We start from the raw sequence: 18092 nt of genomic DNA, 5'->3' as shown, positions 1-18092 counted from the left end.
GGCGCATCAGGCCGCCGCGTTTTTGTTGGCCGGCTTTCTGCCCTTCTTGCCGCTATTTGCGTCAATGAATTCCAGAACCAGCGGGCGGATATTGTCGCGCCAGCTGCGCCCTGCGAAGATGCCGTAATGCCCCGCACCCGGTTCAAGATGGCTGGCCTTCTTCTCGGGCGGCAGACCGGTGCAAAGATCGAGGGCGGCCACACATTGACCAGGGGCCGAGATATCGTCGTTTGCCCCTTCGACGGTTTTGACCGCCACACGGGTGATTTTGCCGATATCGACCATGTGGCCGTCGACCATGAACTCATTCTTGGCGACCTCGCGGTTCTTGAAGATCCGCTCAACCGTCGACAGATAGAATTCGGCCGTCATGTCCATCACGGCGAGATATTCGTCATAGAACCGGTTATGGGCGTCGTGATCGGACGCCTCGCCCTTGCTGACCCGGCTGATCTGATCGTTAAAGGCCTGGCTGTGGCGTTCGCCGTTCATCGACATGAACGAGGCAAGCTGCAAGAGGCCCGGATAGACCATGCGCCCGACGCCGGGATACTTGAACCCGACACGTTGGATCATCGTCTCTTCGAGTTGACCCATCGTGACGCGGCGCCCGAAATCGGTGACTTCGGTGGGGGTGGCGTCGGGGTCGATGGGACCACCGATCAGGGTCAGCGTCGCGGGCTGCGCGTCTGGATCCTGTTCGGCCAGATAGGCGGTCGCGGCCAGGGTCAGCGGCGCGGGCTGGCAGACTGCGATCACATGGGTGTCCGGCCCCAGCTCCCGCATGAAATCAACGAGGTAGAGCGTATAATCCTCCACATCGAATTTGCCCTGGCTGACCGGGATGTCACGCGCATTGTGCCAATCGGTGATATAGACCTCGCAATCGACCAGCAACGATTTCACGGTCGAGCGCAGCAGCGTTGCGTAATGCCCCGACATCGGCGCCACCAGCAACACCTTGCGCGTGTTTTTCTTGCGGCCCGACACGTTGAAATAGATCAGATCGCCAAAGGGCCGCTCGACCACCGTTTCGACATTCACCAGGTGATCCTTGCCATCCTCGCAGGTGAATGTGCGGATGCCCCAATCGGGTTTGACCACCATGCGCTGAAACGTGCGTTCGGTCACTTCACCCCAGGCGGCCATCCATTGCAGGCCGGGGTTTGGAAACATCGAGAAAATAGGGTAGGATGCCATGGCTTGCGCAGTTGCACCCAACCATTGGTTTGTATTTCGGGCGGTTTCCATGAGATCATACGTCATCATGTAGCGCATCGGGCTCTCCTTGAAGTTAACCCCGGAGGGTCGGACTTTTCGTCGCTTTGCCTCCCGAAACCGGCGACGGTATTCTGCATAGCAGCGAGGTTAGGGGGAAATAGTTAAAATGACAACTGTCGATGATAACGCGGTTGAGATGAGCGGCGAACACCTTGAACAGCTTACCGAAAATCTGGCAAAGGTGGAAGCGCTGTCAAAACGTCTGATCGACGTGGTGTCGAACAAAACCACGCATCACCCGGCTCTGGACGGTCCGAATCAAGAGCTTTATGCAAAAGCAGCAACGGCTTATTGGGCCGAGGCTGTGCAGAATCCCGCCAAGATTATCGAACACCAGATCGACTACTGGTCGAAATCGGTTCTGCATTTCGTCGAGGCGCAACAGGCATTGGCCAAAGGCAAATTGCAGGCGCCCGCGGATCCGGGCCCCAAGGACCGCCGCTTTGCCAATCCGCTCTGGGACAGTCACCCCTATTTCAACTTCATCAAGCAGCAATATCTCATCAACGCCAAGGCGCTGGAAGAGGCGGTGACCGGGCTGGAAGACCTGGAGGCCAAAGACCGGCGCAAACTGACCTATTTCACCAAGCAGATCGTCGACATGATGTCGCCCACGAATTTTCTGGCCACCAACCCGGATGTGCTTGAAAAAGCGGTGGCCACGGAAGGCGAAAGCCTGGTCAAGGGGCTGGAAAACCTGATCGCCGATCTGGAGGCCAATAACGGCGAGCTGGTGGTCAAGCTGGCCGATGACACCGCGTTCGAGCTGGGCGCCAACATCGCGACCACGCCGGGCAAGGTCGTCTATCGCAACCGGATGATGGAGCTGATCCAGTACGAACCGGCCACCGACACCGTCTATGAAACGCCCATCGTGCTTTTTCCGCCATGGATCAACAAATACTATATTCTCGATCTCAAGGCCCAGAACAGCATGGTCAAATGGGTGACCGAGCAGGGCTATACCCTGTTTGTGGTCAGTTGGATCAACCCCGATGCCAGCTATGCCGACATCGGTATGGAAGACTATATCGAGGACGGGTTCCTGACCGCCATTCGCGAGGTCAAGGAGATCACGAATGTCAAACAGGTCAACGCCGTGGGCTATTGTATCGCCGGTACGACGCTGTCGCTGACCCTGTCGCTGATGAAAAAGCGTGGCGACAAATCGGTGAAATCGGCCACCTTTTTTACCGCGCTGACCGATTTCTCGGATCAGGGCGAATTCACGCCTTTCCTGCAGGACGATTTCATCGACGGGATCGAAGAGGAAGTCGCCGAAAAGGGCATGTTGCCGTCCTATATCATGGCGCGGACATTCTCGTATCTGCGGTCCACCGACCTGGTTTATGCCCCCGCGATCCGCAGCTATATGATGGGAGAGACGCCGCCGGCCTTCGATTTGCTTTACTGGAACGGCGATGGGGCGAACCTGCCCGCGAAGATGGCGATGCAATATCTGCGCAGCCTGTGCCAGCGGAATGAATTCACCGAAGGCGGCTATGATCTGTTCGGCGAGACCTTGCATGTGCGCGACGTGGATGTCCCGGTCTATGCGATCACCTGCGAGACCGACCACATCGCCGCGTGGAAAGACTGTTACCGGGGCGTGCAGATGATGGGGTCAAAGAACAAAAGCTTTGTGGTCAGCGAATCCGGTCATATCGCAGGCATCGTCAATCCGCCCACAAAGGAGAAGTACGGCCATTACATCAATGGCGATCTGAGCCTTTCGGCTGACGATTGGATGGAGGGCGCGGAGTTCCATAAAGGATCGTGGTGGCCGCGCTGGGATGAGTGGTTGAAACGACGGTCGGGCAAGAAGGTTGCCGCTCGTATTCCGGGTGATTCGGGACATCCCGTCCTCGAAGACGCTCCCGGAAGCTATGTTGCTGTCAAGGCAAGCGGTTGATTTCAAAAGATTTTCGTAGATTTTTCTGCGGTGCAGCAAAAAATACTTGAAATGCTGCACCGCAGAATACATATTCATTTCAGACGCAAGGAGCGGGGTGGGCCCGCAAGGCGCACGAAAGGAACGGATCAATGGCTAAGACCACACAAGATTTCACCGCTGTGATGAAAGACATGATGGGCGCATTCCCGGTTGATACAGCCGCAATGGAAGACGCGTTCAAGACCACCGCGACACTGAACGAGAAACTGTCGGGCGTTGCTCTGGAAGCTGCCGAAAAATCGGCCGAGATTTCCAGCAAATGGACCAAAGACACCATCGCCAAAATGGGCGAGATGTCCAAAGCCAAGGCAGAGCCTGCCGATTACGCCAAAGCAATGACCGATTTCGCCTCCGCTTCCGCTGAAGTGGCCGCCGAAAACATGGCCGCTTTCGCCGAGATCGCCAAGAAAGTCCAGATGGACACCGTCGAGCTGATGATGGCCGCAGGCAAAGATCTGTCGGAAGACGCAGCCTCGGCCATGAAAAAAGCCACCACCGAGGTGACTGCGGCGGCCAAGAAAGCCACTGCCAAGTAACACACACTCAAATTTGCACCCTCTCCTCCCAACCAGGTGCAAACGCGAGAAGGGCAGGTCTTCGGACCTGTCCTTTTTTGTGTCGGGCGGTTCGGACAGATGCTTGGGGGCCCTGCCGCTAGGTGGCCCAGAGGTCCAGTGCCGTGACGCAGGTTCGGACCGGGGCCACGCCTTGCACCTATTTCAGCGCCCTTTCTTTTTCTACAACGCTGGCATAGGCTTGCTGCACTGCATCATGTCCGGGGAGTGAAAGACATGGCCGAAGAACAAAAACCCCTGCTGATCAAGCGTTATGCCAGTCGGCGTCTCTATAACACCGAGACCAGCGATTACGTGACACTCGAAGATATCGCGGGGTTTATTCGAGATGGCCGTGAGGTGCAGATCGTCGATCTGAAATCCGGGGACGATCTGACCCGGCAATACCTGCTGCAAATCATTGCCGAACACGAAAGCCGGGGCGAGAATGTGCTGCCTGTCAACGTGCTCAACGATCTGGTGCGCAGCTATATGATCCCCGGGGGCGGGATGATGCCGCAATTCCTGCAAAGCTCGTTCGCGATGCTGCGCGAAAGCCAGTCCAAGATGGTCGAGAATATGACGGCGATGAATCCGATGTCGAAAATGCCCGGGTTCGAGGCAATTCAGGCCCAGCAAGAAGCGTTCATCAAGGCGATGACGGGGGCGATGGCCGGCAAATGGGGGCCATCCGGTCCGGCCCCCGAGGTCCAGGCCGATGACGAGGCCACGGGCGAAGATCTCGACGACATCAAAAAGCAGCTTGCCGACTTGCAGCAAAAACTGTCGAAACTCAGCTAAAGCGTCCCGACCGAAACCTGCATCACCCGTCCCCGTCTGAAACCTGGCGCTTACATCGCGACAGCCGATGCGGGGTGTCTCCGGTCAAGGTCAAGACGTCATTCTCAACCGGCGCGCCTGTCTGGCACGCACCTGCAGTGCCTGGAAAAACGGACTGCGGCCACTGATGCGATCCTTGTCGATCGGATCACGGCGGCCTGGACTTTGGGTGTTCCATTCGATCGCTCGGATCGCCCCCGACCGCCGTGGTGTCGCGTCAGCCCCATAGATGACAGACCCCCTCAGGTACCGTAGGCGCGCACCGGTCCGGTGACCTCCGCCAAGGCCTCCAGCAGGATATCGGCCACCGCGTCCAGCTCCGCCCGGGTCAGCCGGACAGGCAGCCGCACATCGCAAGCCCGCATCAGCATCGCGCGTGTCTGGGGCAGATCCGGCAGATCCCCCAGAAACTGCCAGTTCCAGAAGGCGCGCGCATTGTCGGCCGACAGCCCAAAGACCTGCACGGCCACTCCTCGGGTCTTGGCAGCCTCGGCAAAAGCACGGATGTCGTCCTGATCCAGCCCCAACAGGTTGAACTGAATGGAATCCGGCGCGCGCTGTTCCGGTGCCAGAGGGGCAGGGACCGTGACATATGGCGACGCTTCAAGCCGTTCTGCGACATAGTCATGATTGGCCCGTCCGTCGCGCACCCGGCGCGCCAGTTCCGGCAATTGCGGGCGGATCACCACAGCGGAAAGGTTCGACATCCGCAGATTATAAAGCGGCAACTGGTTCTGCCAGCGGGCAAAGGCGTCCTGCAACACGGGGTGCTTTTTCCAATTATGCTCATAGGCGCCCGACATGATGATCGCGCGCCCCACCAGATCGGCATCATCCGTGATCAGGATGCCGCCTTCACCCGCGTTGATCATCTTGTAGGATTGAAACGAGAAACAGCCGATCTTGCCAATCGTACCGATATTGCGCCCGTTCCAGGTGGTGCCCAGCGAATGCGCGGCATCTTCGATCACCGGAATGCCCCGCGCATCGCACAAGCCCATGATGGCGTCCATATCGCTGGTGTGACCACGCATATGGCTGATGATCACCGCCTGCACGGTGTCCAGCTTGGCCTCGAAATCCGCCAGATCGACGCGGTAATTCTCACCCACCTCGCACAGGACGGGGATGCAATCGGCATGCACCACCGAGGACGGCACCGCCGCAAAGGTAAAACCCGGGATCAGGACACGCGCGTCGCGCGGCAGACCAAGCGCCTTGAGCGACAAAAACAGCGCGGCAGAACAGGATGAGACGGCAAGCGCGTATGTCGCGCCGATCCGTTCGGCAAATTCCGCCTCCAGCAGAGAGACCGGTGCGTTTTCAGGCGCGGTATAGCGAAAAAGATCACCCGACTGCAAAAGCGCCTCAAGCCCGGCGCGGGCAGCCTCGGGGATGGGTTCAGCCTGATGGACATCGGGTGCCTGTCGCATATTCGGATTTCCTTAATCAGAGTTTCCAGAAATATAAATCAGAACTGCGGATGACAAAAGCCCCAACCCCGCGGCAGCGCGGATTTTCACAAACCTGTCGTGAAGAGAGGCCGCCTGAGCCTAAAGGCCCAGCCGGTCGCGCAACGCGTACCAGCTCATTGCCAGCACCAGCAGCGGGGAGCGCAGCTTCGGCCCGCCGGGAAATGGGGCGGACGGCAGGCGCGCCATTGTGTCAAAGCCCTCAACCTCGCCTTGGATCGCGCGGGCCATTAATTGCCCCGCATGGGTGGCGGTGCCCACACCATGCCCGGAATAGCCGGAAGCGGTCAGGATGTTGGGCGCCAGCCGCGCCAGATACGGCAGGCGTTTCATGGTGATCGCCAGCGTGCCGCCCCAGGCATAGTCAATCTTCACATCCCGCAGATGCGGGAAGATCTCTGTCATCGGTTTGCGCACCAGCGCCGCGATATCGCGCGGAAAGCGATAGCCATAAGTCTCGCCGCCGCCGAAAAGCAACCTTCGGTCACCGCTGAGACGGAAATAGTTCACCACGAACTTGCTGTCGGCGACCGCCACGTCCCGGGCCAGCACACGCCCGGCCTCGTCACCCAACGGCTCCGTCGCTGCGATGAAATTGTTGATCGGCATCACCCGTGCGGCCACCTGCCGGTTCAGCCCGCCAAGATAGCCATTACAGGCCAGGATCACATGATCCGCTGTGACACGCCCTTGGCCCGTGCGCAGACCTGCGGGCGACCCGCCGTCGATATCAAGGACTTCCGTGCCCTCATAGATCCGTACGCCCGCCGCCTCGGCCGCGCGCGCCAGCCCCAGCGCATAGTTCAGAGGATGCAGATGCGCCGCGCCCATATCCAGCGTGCCGCCATGATAGGCCGGAGACGGGCAAACGGCGGCAAAGGCCGCAGGGTCCAGCAGTTCCACCTGGTCATAGCCATAGCGGACCTGCACCCGCTCGGCGTAATCGTGCAACTCGTCCATCTCGGCCTTGGAAAAGCCGGTGTTGGCCACCCCGGGTTTCAGATCGCAGTCGATCCGGTGTCGCTGGATCAGATCCTTGACCAGATCCTTCGCCTCTTCGGCCAGGCGCCAGAGTTTGTCGGCGTCATCGCGCCCGACCATCTTGTCCAGACTATCCTGATCGGCGCGCTGGCCCGACCCCAACTGCCCGCCATTGCGCCCCGATGCACCAAAGCCCGCACGATGTGCCTCCAGCACCGCAACCGAAAGGCCCGCCTGGGCCAGATGCAGCGCTGCCGACAGGCCGGTATATCCGGCGCCGACAACACAGACATCGACCTTGATATCTGCGTCCAGCCGGGCCCGCTCCGGCGCGGCCTGCGCCGTCGCCGCATACCAGCTTCGCGGATATGTCCCCGCCTGATCATTGGCATAAAGCAGGTTCACCGCGTGCCCCCGTGCTTCTTCTTGCCAAAAATACGCAACACGACCTCCGCCACCCGCTCAGACATTCAACAAAAGATGCTCCCGCTCCCACGGAGAGATCACCTGCAGGAACTCCTCGTACTCGGCCCGTTTCACGATCGAATAGACCCGCGCGAACTCCGGTCCCAGAACGTCGTGTAATTCAGGCGCCTCTTCAAAAATGCTCAGCGCCTCACCCATGATGCGGGGCAGGTCGCCCTCGCTGTCTTCATAGGCATCACCCTTGAAGCTCTTGTCGGGGCGCTCTTCGTTGACCAGGCCCAGATAGCCACAGGCGAGGCTGGCGGCGATACCCAGGTAAGGGTTGCAGTCCATCCCCGCGATCCGGTTTTCGACGCGCCGCGCCTCAGGCCCAGAGAGCGGCACGCGGATGCCCGTCGTGCGGTTGTCGCGGCCCCATTCCAGGTTAATCGGGGCCGCGTGATCGCGCACAAACCGCCGGTAGCTGTTCACATAGGGCGCCATCACCGCGATGGCGGCGGGCATGTGGTTCTGCAAGCCCCCGATGAAATAGAAAAACGCATCCGTCTCTCCGCCTTGCGGCCCGGAGAAAATGTTGCGGCCGGTCTCCGTCTCCAGCACCGAATGGTGGATATGCATCGCCGATCCCGGCTCATCGGCAATTGGCTTGGCCATGAAGGTCGCAAAACAATCATGGCGCAGCGCGGCCTCCCGGATCAGCCGTTTGAAGTAAAAGACCTCATCGGCCAGCTTGACCGGATCGCCATGCCGCAGGTTGATTTCCAACTGGCCGGCCCCGCCCTCCTGGGTGATGCCGTCGATCTCGAAGCCCTGCGCCTCGGCAAAGTCGTAAATGTCGTCGATGACCGGGCCGAACTCGTCCACGGCGGTCATCGAATAGGCCTGGCGTGCGGCTGCCGGACGGCCAGAACGGCCCATCATCGGCTCGATCTCCTTGGCCGGATCGCGGTTGCGGGCGACCAGAAAGAACTCCATTTCCGGCGCCACCACCGGGGTCCAGCCCTTTCGCGCATAAAGCTCGACCACCCGTTTCAACACGTTGCGGGGGGCAAACTCGATCGGCGCGCCCTCGCGGTCATAGGCGTCATGGATCACCTGCAAGGTCCAGTCGCCGGTCCAGGGGGCGGCACTGGCCGTGGACATATCGGGCTTGAGGATCATGTCGCGCTCGATGAAGCCTTCTTCGCCCGCGGCCTCTCCCCAATCCCCGGTGATCGTCTGGTAAAAGATCGAATCCGGCAGGTGAAAGTATTCCTGCCGCGCGAATTTCGACGCGGGCACCGCCTTGCCGCGCGCGATGCCGGGCAGGTCCGAGATGATGCATTCCACCTCATCCAGCCTGCGCCCTTCAAGATAGCTTTGTGCGGCTTCAGGCAGGTGCGTGATCCAATCCTTGGCCATCAGGCCCTCGCTTTCTTAAAGAACTCGGCCATGAATGCGGCCATTTCGGCATTCTGCGTCGGGCCGTTCAGATTGGCGGCCGCTTCGGCCAGTTGGGTGTCGGGCACCACGCCCTTGCCCCGGCCCTTGATCAGGCCGTCGATAAAGGCGGGACCGAATTCAGGGTGGGCCTGGACCGTCCAGATATGATCGCCATAGGCCAGAAAGGCATTCTCGCAAAAACCGCTTGAACCGGCCACGCGCGCTTCTGCGGGCCGCTCGACCACTTGATCCTGATGCCACGCATTCAGAGCCACGGGTTTGCCCGCAAGCATGTAATCGGTCACGCCCACGGACCAGCCTTCGGGATACTTGATCACCCGCCCCCCCAGCGCTTGCGCAATGATCTGATGTCCGAAACAGACCCCGACCATGGGGCGCCTTTGCGCATGGATCTCCCGGATCAGCGCCTCCAGCTTCGGGATCCATGGCAGATCTTCGTAGGTGCCATGTTTGGACCCGGTGATCAGCCAGCCATCGGCGGCATCAGGCCCATCGGGAAAGTCCATGTCCACGACATCCCATGTCTCAAAGCCGAACCCGTGCCCGTCCAGCATCTTCTGGAACATGTCGGTGTAATCGCCCAGTGGCTCCAACAGCTCTTTTGGCGCGTGACCGGTCTGCAGAATACCGATTTTCATCGCTCACCCATAATTTGATCAAATTCAAATTATGACAAAGACCATCCCTTGGGCAAGGGGTCAGACCGCCTCGAGGTAAGTTTGCCAGTGCAGGGCCGGGTCTATGGTCGAGAAACGCGCGATCTCCTGTCGTTTGGTCCGGCACAGATTGTCGATGAGGGCAGACGGGAAAATCCGTGCCAGCATCGCATCTGCGGCCAGCGCGTCAATTGCCGCGCCCATGTCGTCGGCCAGTTGCGGCACACCCGACGCCGCATAGGCGTTGCCGGTGATTGGCTCGGGTGGCGTCAGCTCTGCTTCGATCCCCTCCAGCGCTGCCCCCACCACGGCGGTCAGCATCAGATAGGGGTTGATGTCGCCGCCCGCCGTCCGATGCTCGATACGCCGCGCGGCAGGAGCGCCGCCGGGGATACGAATGGCCGCCGTGCGGTTTTCATAGGCCCAGGTCGCCCCGGTAGGCGCATGGGCGCCCGGCACCAGCCGGGTATAGGAATTCAAGTGCGGCGCAAAGATCAGCGTACTGGCGGGCATTGCCGCCAGACAGCCCGCAACCGCCTGGCGCAAAAGCGCGGTGCCCTTCGGCCCGCCATCGTCGAACACATTGTGCCCGGCACCATCCACCACCGAGAAATGGACATGCATGCCATTGCCGGCATCATCCGCAAAAGGCTTGGCCATAAATGTCGCGGCCAGCCCGTGCTTGCGCGCCATTCCCTTGACCAGCGTCTTGAAAAGCCAGGCGTCATCGGCCGCCCGCATCAGCGGCTGATGGGTCAGGTTGATCTCGAACTGGCCGATACCGCTTTCGGAAATGGCGGCCTGTGCGGGGATATCCATTGCCTCCGCACCTGCATAAAGATCGGTGAAGAACCCGTCGAACGCATCAAGCTGGCGCACCGACAGGATCGCCTCGCCCGCCAGCGCCCGCCCGGTCTGGGGGTGCGGCGGATGGGCCAGAGCATCGCTCCGGTCATCGACCAGCGTGAATTCCAGCTCGGTCGCGGCCATCACAGCCCAGCCCCTGGCCCGGAACCGCGCGTCGATACGGGCCAGAGCATGGCGCGGATCGCCTGCGAATGGAGTGTCATCGTCATGATGCATCCACAGCGGCACCAGCGCGCTGGGCGCGGCAAGCCAGGGCATCGGAACCGGTCCGCGATCGGTGGGCCGCATCACGCCGTCCGCGTCACCGCTGTCAAACACCAGCGGGCTGTCCTCGATATCGGCCCCCCACAGATCCACGTTCACGGACGACAACGGCATGCGCACCGCCCCGTCGCCCAGTTTCCCGGCATATGATCCGGGCAGCCGTTTGCCCCGCATCTGGCCGTTCAGATCCGAGGTTGCGACCCGTATCGTGGGTAAATGGGAGATATCCATGCGTGCCCCGTCCGTCTTTTGCTCCGCCATAACGCGCAGCCCAGGTGCCTGTCTATCGCTTTGCTCAGCGGATCATGTTGGGTCTGATCCGCATCTTGGCGCGCCGCTCTTGCGGCAGATGCCGGTTCAGGTGGCGGTTGATCAATCCGAAAACGCCCACGATCACGAGGGTAAAGAGGATGAAATAGAATGCCAGGATCGGGTAGGGGACAAACGGGTTGAAGGTCTTGTCGGCGAAGTAATTCGCGTAGTAAAGCGCATCGCCGCGCTGTTGCCATGCGGGGAAGCCGGTGAAAAACACCAGCGTGGTGGCGTGGAACAGAAAAATGGCTTCATTGGTATATGCAGGCCAGGCCAGCCGCAGCATGGTGGGCCAAACGATGCGCCGGAACCGGGGCAGCCCGGTCATGCCATAGGCATCCGCGGCCTCCACATCGCCCTTGGGGATCGACCGCAGCGCACCATAGAAGATCTCGCCCGAATAGGCGGCTGTATTGAGAAAGAGCACGATCAGCGCTCCCAGCCACGCGGCGGTGAACGGATCCCAGAAGGGTGCGGTGCTCTTGAGACTCAAAAACAGGAAATAGGCAAAAAAGAACTGAATAAAGAGCGGCGAGCCCCGGAAGAGAAAAATGAACCATTCCGCCGGTTTGCGGAGGAACGCGCGCGGCGACATCTTGGCCACGGCCAGGGCCGTGGCGAAAAAGAACCCAAGGCTCAGCGCTATCACCCCGAAATAGACATTCCAGATCATACCCGAGCCGATCAGGGTGAAATGTTCGCACAAGGTAAAGTCGCTGCGCGGCAACAGCCGCTCGCCATAACCCAGCGAGCGGAACGCATAATCCTGAACAGTTTGCCAACAGGACATTACCGTCGCCTCCATGGGAGGCGACGCGTGCGCGAAAGCGGGTGCGCAGCACCTGCGTGCGGCACCCATTTGCCCCCAACGCGCCGCCACCGCGAAAGCGGGCACGCCCCCTCGATCTCTATCGCCCATCGGTCCATGGAGCATCCCACCCGCGCGCGCGGTGTGACCACATCCCGCCTCATGCCACGGCCTTGCGTTGGGCTTCGCCACCGGTGGTGGCCTGTCCATGGGTGAGGCGCTGCATCAACCGCTCGAGCGCCACTTCCGAGACCCGCGTCATCATCAGATAAAAGATCAGCAAAGCCAGAAAATACCACATCCGCCAGTCGCCATGGGGATAGTCGGAAAAGCGTGAGGTCTTGGTGCCGCCCAGTTCCCGCGCCCAATAGACGATATCCTCGATCCCCAACAGGAACAAAAGCGGTGTCGCCTTGATCAGCACCATCCACAGGTTCGACAGCCCGGGCAGCGCAAACACCCACATCTGCGGCACTAAGACACGCCAGAAGGTCTGCCGATGGCTCATGCCATACGCCTCGGCCGTTTCCAGCTGCGCGCGCGGCACAGCGCGCATCCCGCCATACAGCACATTGGCCGCAAAAGCGCCAAAGACGATGGCAAAGGTGATCACCGCAAGAAAAAACCCATAAGTCTCATGCACCCACTCCGGAGAGGTGCCAAGCGGCAGTTTCGCCTGCTGGCAGACCAGGAAATCGCTGCCTTGCCGAACCGGCTCGGTCCAGTCGGGGCAAAGCACCCGGTGGCGCAGATACTCGAAGGCCTGATCGAGGGCGATCACGAAAAACAGAAAGAACGCGATATCCGGCACGCCGCGCACAATGGCAATGTACCCCTTGCCGATCCATCCAATGGGGGCAATCCGCGACCGCGCCGCCATGGCGCCGACAAAGCCAAACGCCAGCGCCACCGGTGCCGTGATCGCCAGAAGCAGCAGCACCTTGAAGAACGAGGCGTAAAACTGCATGTGCACCCCGGTCGTGAGATAACACGAAAACCAGCGAAAGGTGCCCAGCGTGTCAGGGTCGGTGCAATAAGAAAACATGATGTCCGATCATGCGGGGGCCGTGCCCGGCCCCCGCCGTAGGGCGGGATTTATCCCGCCGCCCGTCCTCAATAGGTTTGGGTGTCTTCGCCGAACCATTTGATCAGCAACGCGTTCAGCGACCCGTCTTCCTTCATCGAAGCGATCGCGGCGTCGAACTGGTCTCTCAAGGCGCCATCGCTTTCGCGCAGGCCCATGCCAACGCCGCCGCCCAGCGGAACCGGGGCGCCCACAAATATCAGCTCACCACCAGATTCGTCCACCAGCGGCACCAGATAGTCGCGATCGGCAAAGACCGCGTCGGCCTCGCCATTGCGCACAGCGGCCACTGTCTCTTCAGGGGTTGCGAACTCAACCAGCGTGGCACCGCTTTCGGCGACATACCCGGCCTGGATGGTGGCGGATTGCGCGGCAACCACACCACTCTCCAAATCGGCGCTATCGGATGTGGCGACATAGGCCGATGCCGTGGGCGGGTAGTAATCTTGAGTGAAATCAATGACTTCGTCGCGTTCTGCGGTGATCGACATGCCTGCCATGATGGCGTCGTAATTGGCCGACACCAGGTTGGGAATGATCGAGTCCCAATCGTTCTTAACCCATTCGCAGGTCAGTTCGGCCCTCAGGCACAGCTCATTGCCAAGCTCGATCTCGAACCCGTCGAGATCGCCGTTATCATTGATGAAGTTATACGGCGCATAGGCGCCCTCGGTGCCGATACGCACCGTATCGGCCATTGCCAGCCCGGCGGTCAGGGCCAGTGCGGCCGTGCTCAGGATCAAGGTCTTCATGACAGTTACTCCCTTTTGTTTGTTTGGGTTACGCTGCGCGTGTCGCCGATAGAAAGCCGCGCAATCGTTCTGATTTGGGCGCACCGAAAAGAGAGCCCGGCGGCCCGTGTTCCTCAACCAGGCCTTGGTGAAGAAAGACCACATGGTCGCTCACATCCGCCGCCAGCTTCATGTCATGGGTCACCAGCAGCATGGTGCGCCCTTCTGCGGCCAGATCCTTGATGACCCGGACCACCTCTTGTTCCAGTTCGGGATCCAGCGCGCTGGTCGGCTCATCGAACAACAGAGCCTCGGGCTCCATGCACAGCGCGCGCGCGATGGCGGCCCGCTGCTGTTGCCCGCCGGACAGCTGCGCGGGATAGACATCGCATTTGTCGCCGATACCGACCTTGTCGAGATACGCACGCGCGGCCGCCTCAGCCTCGGTCTTGTCGCGGCGCAGAACGGTACAGGGCGCTTCCATCACATTTTGCAGGATCGTCATATGCGCCCAAAGGTTGAATTGCTGAAACACCATCGACAGGTTGGTGCGGATGCGCAGCACCTGTTTGGCATTGCCCGGATGTCGGTGTGCGCCCTGGCCTTTCCAGACCACCGGCTCGCCCTTGAACAGGATGTCGCCCTGTTGGCTGTCTTCCAGCAGGTTGGCACATCGCAGCAACGTTGATTTGCCCGATCCCGATGACCCGATGAGCGAGACGACATCGCCCCGATGCGCAGTGACGTCCACACCTTTGAGGACCTCCAGCGATCCATAGGCTTTGTGCAGGTTGTGGATTTCTATGACGGGTGTGTCGGTCAAGCAGGGCTCATGAGCTGGCGGATTACCGCAGCTAATAGGGATGAAATTTTGACCCATTGCAATGTGCAAAACGGCAGTTTGCCCGCGTGAGCGCCCGATTTGACCAAAGGGAAACCGATTTTTTGGGCGTTTTCTGCACGACCTGCCACAATATGCACCGAACCGCCCCGGCAGCGGTCGGGGCAGCCTGCGAGGAACAGGCCGGCTTGCAGCGGCTGGCCTCACATCCGGGGCGCCGGCGGTGTCGCTACGGCAAGATAGGTCTCCGACGGGATCGCGATCAATCCTTTCAGGTGCAGGGCTGCGCGATCCTCAGGCGTCAGTTCGGTGATGGCCTGGCGCAGGGCTGTCGCGATGACCTGCACGTCCCGGTTGCGCGCGGTGATGTAGGGCAGGCCGGGCGTCGGCTCGGTGCGGGCCAGCACGCGCAAGCGCCCTGTCACCGCCTCGTGTTCGCCCATCAGCGTCCAGGTGAGCGCGTCCAGTCCGGCCAGATCCGCCCGCCCGTCGGCCACTGCCTGGGCCGAGGCCACATGCGCGCCGGTTTGCATCAGCTCTCCCATCGGCACGCCGCGGGCGCGCAGATGGACCACCGGTGCAGCCCAGCCCGATTGCGAGAGCGGTTCGTTGAAGGCAAATCTCGCCCCGGCAAAAGCATCCTCGCTTTGCCTTGGATCGTCGGCGCGTACCACAAGAACCGACCGGTAATACCCCGGCGGACATCCCTCCACCCCGTAATCGGGCGTGCCCACGAGCGCCACGTCATCACACAGTCTTGTGCGATAGGGCATCCCGCAGGTTTGCGCCAGCAGCAAATCAGGGCTCTGCCAGATCTCCCACAGCTCGTCGGCGCGGGTCAGCCGGTCGGGTCCATAGCCGAGTGCCGCGCGGATAAGGTCCCAGAACCTGTCATTGGCCGCCTGAACGGGCGCCATGTCATACATGCCGAGAGAGGCGATCACGCCCCTTGGGCGCGTTGGCGGGCCAGCGCGCTGTCGCGGTCGTTCACACCCAGCAGGCTGGCGGCCAGCCGCAGGATCGCATCTTCGGCATCGTCGCGTTCGCCATCGGCCAGGGCGACCTGCCACAGGGCTTCGATGACGCTGCGCCGGTCCTCATAGGGGACCGCTTCCTTGATCGCGCGGGTAAACCGTACGGTGTCGGGGGCCTCACTTTCCAAGGTCTCCGCATCCCGGCGCAGCGCTTCGGCGGCCTCGCCCTCCAGGCCATAGCGCTGGGCGATCACGGCCTCGATCTGGGCCACCTCATCGCTGTCGTAATGCCCATCGGACCGCGCAATGCGTACCAAGAGCGCGGCCAGGGCCAGGCGCGCGTCTTCATCGGGCAGGGGGGCGGGAGACGGGGCGGTCAGACGCCGCAGGAAATCACCAAACATGAGCGCAGATATAGGGCCAAGTGCCGCGCAGGCCAACCTGCTTCTTTTCGGCCCAGCCCTGCCTCGCGCAACCCGCAGGCCTCACCCGGCCTCTGCGGCCCTTTGATGGGCGCGGGCACTGTCGGCCTCGGTCAGGCCCAACGCGGCGCGCACGGCCTCGACGATGGTGACCTCGCCGGGATCTTCATCGCCGTCGACCATCACCACCCGCCACAGATCGCAAAGCGCTTCCATACGCTCATCGTGGCTCAGCTCCTTGCGGATCAGTTCGGCGAACTCGCCAGACAAGGGGGCGGCGGCCTGAAGCTTTTCGCAGGTGGCGCGCATCTTGGCGGCCTCCACTGCGTTCAGCCCGAAATGCTGTGCAAGGATGCGGTCGATCAGGCTGATCTCCGACACGGTATAGACCCGGTCGGATTTGGCGACCCGCACCATCAGCGCTCCCAGCGCCAGCTTTTCATCCGGTGCAGGCAACGGTTCGGGATGGGTCTCGCGAAATCCGCTCAGCAGGCGTGACAATAGCGACATCTCGGGTCCTCCTGTCTCAGACCAACCGGCTCATATCGCGCGCGGCGCGCACGAAATCGGCAAACAGCGGGTGCGGCTCGAAGGGTTTGGATTTCAGCTCGGGGTGGAACTGCACCCCGATGAACCAGGGATGATCGGGCCATTCCACGATCTCGGGCAAGCGGCCGTCCGGCGACATGCCGGAAAACCGCAGGCCCGCACCTTCGAGCTGTTCGCGGTATTTGATATCCACCTCATAGCGGTGGCGGTGCCGCTCATCTATCGCCGTCGTACCATAGACTTCGGCCACCTTTGAGCCATCGCTCAGCACCGCGTCATAGGCGCCCAGCCGCATCGTACCGCCCTTGTCGTCATCCAGCTTGCGGGAAATCTTGTAATTGCCCTGCACCCATTCCTTGAGGTGATACACAACGGGCGTGAAGCGTTTCTTGCCCGCCTCATGGTCGAACTCCTCCGAGCCCGCATCGGCCAGATCCGCCATGTTGCGGGCCGCCTCGATCACCGCCATCTGCATGCCAAGGCAGATCCCCATATAGGGCACCTTGTGTTCGCGCGCGAATTGCGCGGCCTTGATCTTGCCCTCGGTGCCGCGTTCGCCAAAGCCTCCCGGCACCAGAATGGCATGGAACCCTTCGAGATGGGGCGCGGGATCTTCACGCTCGAAAATCTCGGCATCGACCCAGTCGACCTTGACCCGCACGCGATTGGCCATGCCGCCATGGGTCAGCGCCTCGGCAATCGACTTATAGGCGTCCTCCAATTGCGTGTATTTCCCCACGATGGCGACCTTCACCTCACCTTCGGCATTGTGGATGCGATCGCTCACATCCTCCCATTTGGTCAGATCGGGCCGGGGCGCGGGCGAGATCTGAAACGCATCCAGCACCGCCTGATCCAGCCCCTCGCGGTGATAGGCCAGCGGCGCGTCATAGATAGTCGACAGATCCTGCGCCGCGATCACGCTGTCAGGCCGGACATTGCAGAAAAGCGCCAGCTTCTCGCGTTCCTTTTCAGGGATCGGACCCTCGGACCGGCACACCAGAATATCGGGCGCGATCCCGATCGACCGCAGCTCCTTGACCGAGTGTTGGGTGGGTTTGGTTTTCAGCTCCCCGCTTGCCTTGATCCAGGGCAGCAGCGTCAGATGCATAAAGATGCACTGCCCGCGCGGCTTGTCCTGGCTGAATTGCCGGATCGCCTCAAAGAACGGCAGGCCTTCGATATCGCCCACCGTGCCGCCGATCTCGCAAAGCATGAAATCGACCTCATCCTCTCCGATCTTGATGAAATCCTTGATTTCATTGGTCACATGCGGGATCACCTGGATCGTTTTTCCCAGGTAATCGCCGCGCCGTTCCTTTTCCAGCACATTGGAATAGATCCGTCCCGAGCTGACGGAATCCGTGCGCCGCGCGGCCACGCCGGTGAACCGTTCGTAATGGCCCAGATCCAGATCGGTTTCCGCGCCGTCATCGGTCACAAAGACCTCGCCATGCTCAAACGGGCTCATCGTGCCGGGATCGACATTGAGGTAAGGGTCAAGCTTGCGCAGGCGCACCGAAAACCCACGCGCCTGCAAAAGGGCGCCCAACGCGGCCGAGGCGAGCCCTTTGCCAAGGGAGGAGACCACGCCACCTGTGATGAAAATAAAGCGCGCCATATGCTCGGATGC

The 18092-nt window shown here is 61.0% G+C and carries 17 protein-coding genes; 3 read left to right on the top strand and 14 right to left on the bottom strand.

Annotation, left to right across the window (positions count from 1 at the left end; all coding sequences use genetic code 11):
• Positions 1–6: 6 nt before the first annotated feature.
• Positions 7–1278, bottom strand: a complete 1272-nt coding sequence (gene phaZ, locus HEP69_RS13400; RefSeq protein ID WP_290559048.1) for a polyhydroxyalkanoate depolymerase — start codon at positions 1276–1278, stop codon at positions 7–9.
• 109 nt (positions 1279–1387) lie between these two features.
• Here phaZ and phaC point away from each other — a divergent pair, with 109 nt between their 5' ends.
• The 3 genes from phaC (at position 1388) to phaR (ending at position 4590) form a co-directional block, all read left to right on the top strand.
• The gene (gene phaC, locus HEP69_RS13395; protein ID WP_290559047.1) at positions 1388–3193 is read left to right on the top strand and encodes a class I poly(R)-hydroxyalkanoic acid synthase; all 1806 of its coding nucleotides are present in this window, start codon (positions 1388–1390) and stop codon (positions 3191–3193) included.
• Between the two features lie 131 nt (positions 3194–3324).
• On the top strand, positions 3325–3771 hold the full coding sequence (locus HEP69_RS13390) for a phasin family protein (RefSeq protein WP_290559046.1): 447 nt from the start codon (positions 3325–3327) through the stop codon (positions 3769–3771).
• A 255-nt stretch (positions 3772–4026) separates the two neighbouring features.
• A complete protein-coding gene (phaR, locus tag HEP69_RS13385) occupies positions 4027–4590 on the top strand; it encodes a polyhydroxyalkanoate synthesis repressor PhaR (RefSeq protein ID WP_290559045.1) in 564 nt (187 codons plus the stop codon).
• A gap of 281 nt (positions 4591–4871) precedes the next feature.
• Here the strand turns inward: phaR and HEP69_RS13380 are convergent, their stop codons facing one another.
• From HEP69_RS13380 to HEP69_RS13320, 13 genes are all read right to left on the bottom strand, one after another.
• Positions 4872–6062, bottom strand: a complete 1191-nt coding sequence (locus tag HEP69_RS13380; RefSeq protein WP_290559044.1) for an aminotransferase class I/II-fold pyridoxal phosphate-dependent enzyme — start codon at positions 6060–6062, stop codon at positions 4872–4874.
• A 120-nt stretch (positions 6063–6182) separates the two neighbouring features.
• On the bottom strand, positions 6183–7487 hold the full coding sequence (locus HEP69_RS13375) for an FAD-binding oxidoreductase (RefSeq protein WP_290559043.1): 1305 nt from the start codon (positions 7485–7487) through the stop codon (positions 6183–6185).
• A gap of 57 nt (positions 7488–7544) precedes the next feature.
• A complete protein-coding gene (locus tag HEP69_RS13370; protein WP_290559042.1) occupies positions 7545–8909 on the bottom strand; it encodes a glutamine synthetase family protein in 1365 nt (454 codons plus the stop codon).
• Positions 8909–9589, bottom strand: a complete 681-nt coding sequence (locus HEP69_RS13365) for a type 1 glutamine amidotransferase (RefSeq protein ID WP_290559041.1) — start codon at positions 9587–9589, stop codon at positions 8909–8911. Before HEP69_RS13365 ends, HEP69_RS13370 begins: the two co-directional genes overlap by 1 nt.
• A gap of 60 nt (positions 9590–9649) precedes the next feature.
• Complete coding sequence (locus HEP69_RS13360; protein WP_290559040.1) at positions 9650–10969, bottom strand: glutamine synthetase family protein; 1320 nt, start codon at positions 10967–10969, stop codon at positions 9650–9652.
• Between the two features lie 64 nt (positions 10970–11033).
• Complete coding sequence (locus tag HEP69_RS13355; protein WP_290559039.1) at positions 11034–11840, bottom strand: ABC transporter permease subunit; 807 nt, start codon at positions 11838–11840, stop codon at positions 11034–11036.
• Between the two features lie 178 nt (positions 11841–12018).
• Positions 12019–12903 (bottom strand): ABC transporter permease subunit, encoded by an 885-nt coding sequence (locus HEP69_RS13350; RefSeq protein ID WP_290559038.1) that lies wholly within the window; start codon positions 12901–12903, stop codon positions 12019–12021.
• A 68-nt stretch (positions 12904–12971) separates the two neighbouring features.
• Entirely contained in the window at positions 12972–13694 is a 723-nt protein-coding gene (locus tag HEP69_RS13345) for a transporter substrate-binding domain-containing protein (RefSeq protein WP_290559037.1), read from the bottom strand.
• A gap of 28 nt (positions 13695–13722) precedes the next feature.
• On the bottom strand, positions 13723–14496 hold the full coding sequence (locus HEP69_RS13340; RefSeq protein ID WP_290559036.1) for an amino acid ABC transporter ATP-binding protein: 774 nt from the start codon (positions 14494–14496) through the stop codon (positions 13723–13725).
• Between the two features lie 221 nt (positions 14497–14717).
• Positions 14718–15458 (bottom strand): PhnD/SsuA/transferrin family substrate-binding protein, encoded by a 741-nt coding sequence (locus HEP69_RS13335; protein ID WP_290559035.1) that lies wholly within the window; start codon positions 15456–15458, stop codon positions 14718–14720.
• A complete protein-coding gene (locus HEP69_RS13330; protein ID WP_290559034.1) occupies positions 15455–15892 on the bottom strand; it encodes a TerB family tellurite resistance protein in 438 nt (145 codons plus the stop codon). Before HEP69_RS13330 ends, HEP69_RS13335 begins: the two co-directional genes overlap by 4 nt.
• Before the next feature lie 81 nt (positions 15893–15973).
• Positions 15974–16420 carry a TerB family tellurite resistance protein gene (locus tag HEP69_RS13325; protein ID WP_290559033.1) on the bottom strand — a complete coding sequence of 149 codons (447 nt, stop codon included), beginning with the start codon at positions 16418–16420 and terminating at the stop codon, positions 15974–15976.
• A gap of 16 nt (positions 16421–16436) precedes the next feature.
• Positions 16437–18080 carry a CTP synthase gene (locus HEP69_RS13320; RefSeq protein ID WP_290559032.1) on the bottom strand — a complete coding sequence of 548 codons (1644 nt, stop codon included), beginning with the start codon at positions 18078–18080 and terminating at the stop codon, positions 16437–16439.
• Positions 18081–18092: the final 12 nt, after the last annotated feature.

It is taken from the genome of Aestuariivita sp., assembly GCF_021404545.1.
GTDB lineage: Bacteria > Pseudomonadota > Alphaproteobacteria > Rhodobacterales > Rhodobacteraceae > Aestuariivita.
The sequence above is the reverse complement of the archived record's forward strand: the minus strand, read 5'-3'. Positions and strand labels throughout refer to the sequence as shown.

What these genes read in the sequence shown, in the direction of transcription:
- phaC (WP_290559047.1), top strand. Translation starts at nt 1,388, where the DNA reads ATGACAACTGTCGATGATAACGCGGTTGAGATGAGCGGCGAACACCTT.
- phaZ (WP_290559048.1), bottom strand. Translation starts at nt 1,278, where the DNA reads ATGCGCTACATGATGACGTATGATCTCATGGAAACCGCCCGAAATACA.
- HEP69_RS13345 (WP_290559037.1), bottom strand. Translation starts at nt 13,694, where the DNA reads ATGAAGACCTTGATCCTGAGCACGGCCGCACTGGCCCTGACCGCCGGG.
- HEP69_RS13380 (WP_290559044.1), bottom strand. Translation starts at nt 6,062, where the DNA reads ATGCGACAGGCACCCGATGTCCATCAGGCTGAACCCATCCCCGAGGCT.
- HEP69_RS13365 (WP_290559041.1), bottom strand. Translation starts at nt 9,589, where the DNA reads ATGAAAATCGGTATTCTGCAGACCGGTCACGCGCCAAAAGAGCTGTTG.
- phaR (WP_290559045.1), top strand. Translation starts at nt 4,027, where the DNA reads ATGGCCGAAGAACAAAAACCCCTGCTGATCAAGCGTTATGCCAGTCGG.
- HEP69_RS13330 (WP_290559034.1), bottom strand. Translation starts at nt 15,892, where the DNA reads ATGTTTGGTGATTTCCTGCGGCGTCTGACCGCCCCGTCTCCCGCCCCC.
- HEP69_RS13350 (WP_290559038.1), bottom strand. Translation starts at nt 12,903, where the DNA reads ATGTTTTCTTATTGCACCGACCCTGACACGCTGGGCACCTTTCGCTGG.
- HEP69_RS13370 (WP_290559042.1), bottom strand. Translation starts at nt 8,909, where the DNA reads ATGGCCAAGGATTGGATCACGCACCTGCCTGAAGCCGCACAAAGCTAT.
- HEP69_RS13325 (WP_290559033.1), bottom strand. Translation starts at nt 16,420, where the DNA reads ATGTCGCTATTGTCACGCCTGCTGAGCGGATTTCGCGAGACCCATCCC.
- HEP69_RS13390 (WP_290559046.1), top strand. Translation starts at nt 3,325, where the DNA reads ATGGCTAAGACCACACAAGATTTCACCGCTGTGATGAAAGACATGATG.
- HEP69_RS13355 (WP_290559039.1), bottom strand. Translation starts at nt 11,840, where the DNA reads ATGTCCTGTTGGCAAACTGTTCAGGATTATGCGTTCCGCTCGCTGGGT.
- HEP69_RS13360 (WP_290559040.1), bottom strand. Translation starts at nt 10,969, where the DNA reads ATGGATATCTCCCATTTACCCACGATACGGGTCGCAACCTCGGATCTG.
- HEP69_RS13320 (WP_290559032.1), bottom strand. Translation starts at nt 18,080, where the DNA reads ATGGCGCGCTTTATTTTCATCACAGGTGGCGTGGTCTCCTCCCTTGGC.